The 4269-nt window shown below is 67.9% G+C and carries 4 protein-coding genes; 2 read left to right on the forward strand and 2 right to left on the reverse strand.

Annotated features, from left to right (window positions below; genetic code table 11):
* Nucleotides 1-886 precede the first annotated feature (886 nt).
* Both radC and map read right to left on the reverse strand, forming a co-directional pair.
* Nucleotides 887-1654 carry a RadC family protein gene (gene radC, locus ACLP25_RS28835; RefSeq protein WP_442472530.1) on the reverse strand — a complete coding sequence of 256 codons (768 nt, stop codon included), beginning with the start codon at nucleotides 1652-1654 and terminating at the stop codon, nucleotides 887-889.
* 315 nt (nucleotides 1655-1969) lie between these two features.
* Nucleotides 1970-2803: a type I methionyl aminopeptidase gene (gene map / locus ACLP25_RS28840; RefSeq protein ID WP_442472527.1), complete on the reverse strand. Its 834-nt coding sequence runs from the start codon at nucleotides 2801-2803 to the stop codon at nucleotides 1970-1972.
* Nucleotides 2804-2941: 138 nt separating this feature from the next.
* Between map and ACLP25_RS28845 the strand changes: the two genes are divergently transcribed.
* Nucleotides 2942-3694 (forward strand): competence/damage-inducible protein A, encoded by a 753-nt coding sequence (locus ACLP25_RS28845; protein WP_442472528.1) that lies wholly within the window; start codon nucleotides 2942-2944, stop codon nucleotides 3692-3694.
* Between the two features lie 363 nt (nucleotides 3695-4057).
* A partial coding sequence (locus ACLP25_RS28850; protein ID WP_442472529.1) for a phosphoribosyltransferase family protein occupies nucleotides 4058-4269 on the forward strand: 212 nt, incomplete at its 3' end.

Genomic DNA, 4269 nt, shown 5'->3' on the forward strand with positions numbered 1-4269 from the left:
GGTGACATGGTGGTCTCCTTTATTGAAGTTCCGGCGGGCAACCTCATGCCCACCGATCGAAAGGATACACCCAACTCGCCACCGACCTCGCTACCCGGGGCCCTCGGCGACAGCCGTTCCGTCCAACAGGTCGATTTGGCCCGTTCGCCGAGCCGACAGCGAATAACCGGAATTTGCGCGGTGCGGCCGCCCACGGTGTCGGTTTCGAAGGGTCGCAATCCGCTCGAACCGGAAGTCGAACCTCAGACACTAGGACCGCCCCTGCGGCGTCGCGCGCCTTTCGCTCGAGGCCACTTTTGAAGGTTCGGCGCGCTTGTATTCCAGAAGACAGAATACCGTAACAATATCTTGCGGAATAAGAGAACCCCAGGTACGGTGTCCTTATCGCTCCGGTTCAAACCCGCCATGCTCCTCGCCCCTCTCCCGTCCCTGAGCGTCGCGCGCCCAATCGCGAGCGACGCCGTGCGAGCGCGGGGCGCGATCGCCCGGTCCGACGCGTGGTCTATCGCCAGCCCGTCCGCCGCCCAAAAGCCGCCAAAATAAGGCCGAAATGCGGCAAACACCCTCTCCGGCGCGGTCGTGGAACAGAATCTCGAGCATAAGGCCTTGGAATCGCTCGGCCGCTTGCAAAAAACGGCCCCTCGAGCCGGCCGCAAAAACCCGATTTCGGAGCCAAAACTGGGGGTTTCGCGACCGAAATCGGCGCCAATCGATTCCGAAATGCGCGCCCTCGCGCAGGAATCGGGACGTGGGCGTCTGACAGAAAATGGGACACAGCGGAGACATGTCGAGGACGTCGCACGTGGCTAAAGCCCTCGATGAAGCGCGTCTCGCGCTCCGGGGGCGGCGAGAGCCCGCCTCTCCGCCAGCGCTGAAGGCGCTCGGCTCAGATGAGCCGCATGCCCTTGAGCGAGGCGTGCCCGTCCCGTCCGACGATGATGTGGTCGTGCACGGTGAGGCCGAGGGGCTTGGCGATCGCCATGATGTCGAGCGTCATCTTCACGTCCTGGGTGGACGGCGTCGGGTCGCCCGAGGGGTGATTGTGGACGAGCACGATCGCGGTCGCCGACAGTTCGAGCGCCCGCCGGATCACCTCCCGCGGGTAGACGGGCGTGTGGTCGACGGTGCCCGAGCCCTGAATCTCGTCGGCAATCAGGCCGTTCTTCTTGTCGAGGAACAGAATGCGGAAGTTCTCGCGAGTCTCGAACGCCATCGAAGCGCGGCAGTAGTCGAGGACCTCGCTCCAGGAGCCCATCGCCAGCCGCTTCTTCGCGACGCCCTTGGCGAAGCGCTGCACGGCGGCCTCGACGATCTTGAACTCCGTGATCGCTCTTTCCTTGACGCCTGCGACCTCGGCGAGGCGCTCGGGGGCGGCCGCGATCGTCTCGGCGAACGAGCCGAACCTGTCGATCAACGTCTTGGCCAGCGGTTTGACGTCCCTCTGCGGGATGGCGTTGAAAAGAATGAGTTCGAGCAACTCGTAATCCGCTAGCGCCGCGGGGCCGGCGTCGAGCAGGCGCCTTCGCAGCCGGTCGCGGTGCCCGTGAAAGTGCGGCGTCTCGGCCTCGCCGGGTTCCGGCGCTTTCGTTTCGGGAGAGGCGTCGCGAGCGCGGGCGCTCGGCGCTATGCCGGCCTCGAGGAAGCGCTTGCTCAGCCGGTCGCGGCGCCCGTGAAAGTGCGGCGTCTCGGCTTCGCCGGGTTCCGGCGCTTTGGTTTAGGGAGAGGCGTCGCCGGCGCGGGCGCTCGGCGCTATGCCGGCATCGAGGAAGCGCTTGCTCAGCCGGTCGCGGCGCCCGTGAAAGTGCGGCGTCTCGGCCTCGCCGGGTGCCGGGTTCCGGCGCTTTCGTTTCGGCAGAGGCGTCGCCCGCGCGGGCGCGCGGCGCTGCGCCGCTCCCCTCGCGCATCCCGCGGCCTCGCCGCGAGCCGCGGCCCTGGTCGCGGCCGGCGCTGTCGTCGCCGGCGCCCTCGGTCATCGGATCGGAGCGCGGTCGGCGCCGGTCGGCGAAAGCGTGAAGATCTCGCAGCCGGTCTCGGTGACCCCGACCGTGTGCTCATACTGAGCCGAAAGCGACCGGTCGCGCGTCACGGCAGTCCAGCCGTCCGAGAGGATCTTCACCCCGTAGCCGCCGAGGTTGATCATCGGCTCGACGGTGAAGAACATGCCGGGCTTCAGCGGCACGCCCTCCCCCTTGCGTCCGATATGCAAGATGTTCGGCTCGTCATGGAACAGGCGGCCGAGTCCGTGGCCGCAGAAGTCGCGCACCACCGAGCACCGCTCGCCCTCGGCGTAGGCCTGGATCGCATAGCCGATGTCCCCGGTGGTCGCGCCGGGCTTGATCGCCGCGATGCCGCGCATGAGCGACTCGTAAGTGACGTCCATGAGGCGTTGGGCGCGGCGGGGCGGCTCGCCGGCGGCGAACATCCGGCTCGCGTCGCCGTGCCAGCCCTCGACGATGAGCGTCACGTCGATGTTGAGGATGTCGCCGTCGCGCAACGGCTTGTCGTCCGGCGCGCCGTGGCAGACGACGTGGTTGATCGAGGTGCAGATCGACTTGCGGTAGCCGCGATAGTTGAGCGGCGCCGGATAGGCGTCGTGGTCGCGGGCGAACTCGAACACGAACTTGTCCAGGGCCGCGGTCGTGACGCCCGGCTTGACGAGAGGCCCGATGAGGTCGAGCGCCTCCGCCGTCAGCCGACCCGCCTTGCGCATGCCTTCGAAATCCGCGGGCCCATGCAAGCGAATCTGCCCGCTGCGCCGCGACAGCTTTTCCGCCGCAGGCACAAAAATCGTCGAAGTCGTCACCAGTGTTCCTTTGCCGCTTGTCGTCTCTCCGTTACACATATGCTCTGCTCGACGCTTCAGACAAGGCATTAAGCCATGGCCGGCCGCCCGAAAGGGGTCGGCAAGCGGCGGCGCCGGGCGGGACGGAGATAAAGAACAATGTCCGAACCAACGACCGTGACCGCCGCCGTCCTGGTGATCGGCGACGAAATCCTGTCCGGGCGCACCAAGGACAAGAACATCGGCTACATCGCGGAATATCTCAGCAGGATCGGCGTCGACCTCCGGGAGGCCCGGGTCGTGCCGGACGTCGAAACGGAGATCGTGGCGGCGCTAAACGCGCTGCGCGCCCGCTACGACTACGTGATCACCACGGGGGGCATCGGCCCGACCCACGACGACATCACCGCCGACGCGGTGGGCCGCGCCTTCGGCGCGCCCGTCGGCGAGGACCCGCGCGCGATGGCGATCATGCTCGAGCGCTACGCGCCCGGCGATCTGACCCCGGCGCGGCGCCGCATGGCGCGCATGCCGGAGGGCTCGGAGCTGATCGACAACCCGATCTCGCGGGCGCCGGGCTTCAAGATCGGCAACGTGTTCGTGCTCGCGGGCGTCCCCTCGGTGATGCAGGCGATGCTCGATTCCGCGGTCAAGGCGATGCGGACCGGCGTGGTCATGCAGGTCGAGTCGATTGAGGCCGGCGCCGTGCCGGAAGGCCGCTACGGCGACGCGCTCGGCGAGATCGCTAAAGCCAATCCGGCCGTGTCGATCGGCTCCTATCCCTCGTTCAAGGACGGGCGGTTCATGAACCAGATCGTAGTGCGCGGCAAGGACGCAGCTGCGGTGGCGACGGCGAGGGCTGATGTCGAGGCCATGCTCGTCACGCTCGGGGCGAACGGCAAGCCGCTCTGACGCCCAATAGCTCCGACGCGCTCGCGTGGGCCCTCAGCCGCGCGGTCTTTCCGTTCCCCGCCGCCGCCGACCGCCCCGCTCCGACCCCAGGGCGGCCCCGGAGACTCTGGCCCCCATCGCCGGTTGAGCGTTCTCAAAGGGATCCGGCGCCATTTCGATTCGCCGCCGGTGAGCGGGCAGCCGCGGCCGCCGAGCCAGGGCCTCACGTAAGCTGTTCTGTCAACTTATGACCAGCTGCGGATTTCACCGCCACGGACATGGTCCCCACACGCCCGAAAGCTGTTCACGGCCGGCCGTCCGGCTCGCGCCGGCGCCGGCGGCTTGATAAGAGACGCTAAAAATCCGACCCAAGGAGCCGCCCCCATGTCCCCCCCGCGCGAAAAGGCTTTTCCGGTCTCGTGGGACCAGTTCCACCGCGACGCCCGCGCGCTCGCCTGGCGGCTCGCGGCGGCGGGGCCGTTCGACGCGCTCGTCACGATCACCCGTGGCGGCCTCGTGCCGGCGGCGATCGTCGCGCGCGAGCTCGACGTGCGCACGATCGAGACGGTCGGCATCGTCACCCGCCAAGACTACAA

The sequence above is a fragment of the Roseiarcus sp. genome, from assembly GCF_052145395.1.
Taxonomy (GTDB): Bacteria; Pseudomonadota; Alphaproteobacteria; order Rhizobiales; family Beijerinckiaceae; genus Roseiarcus.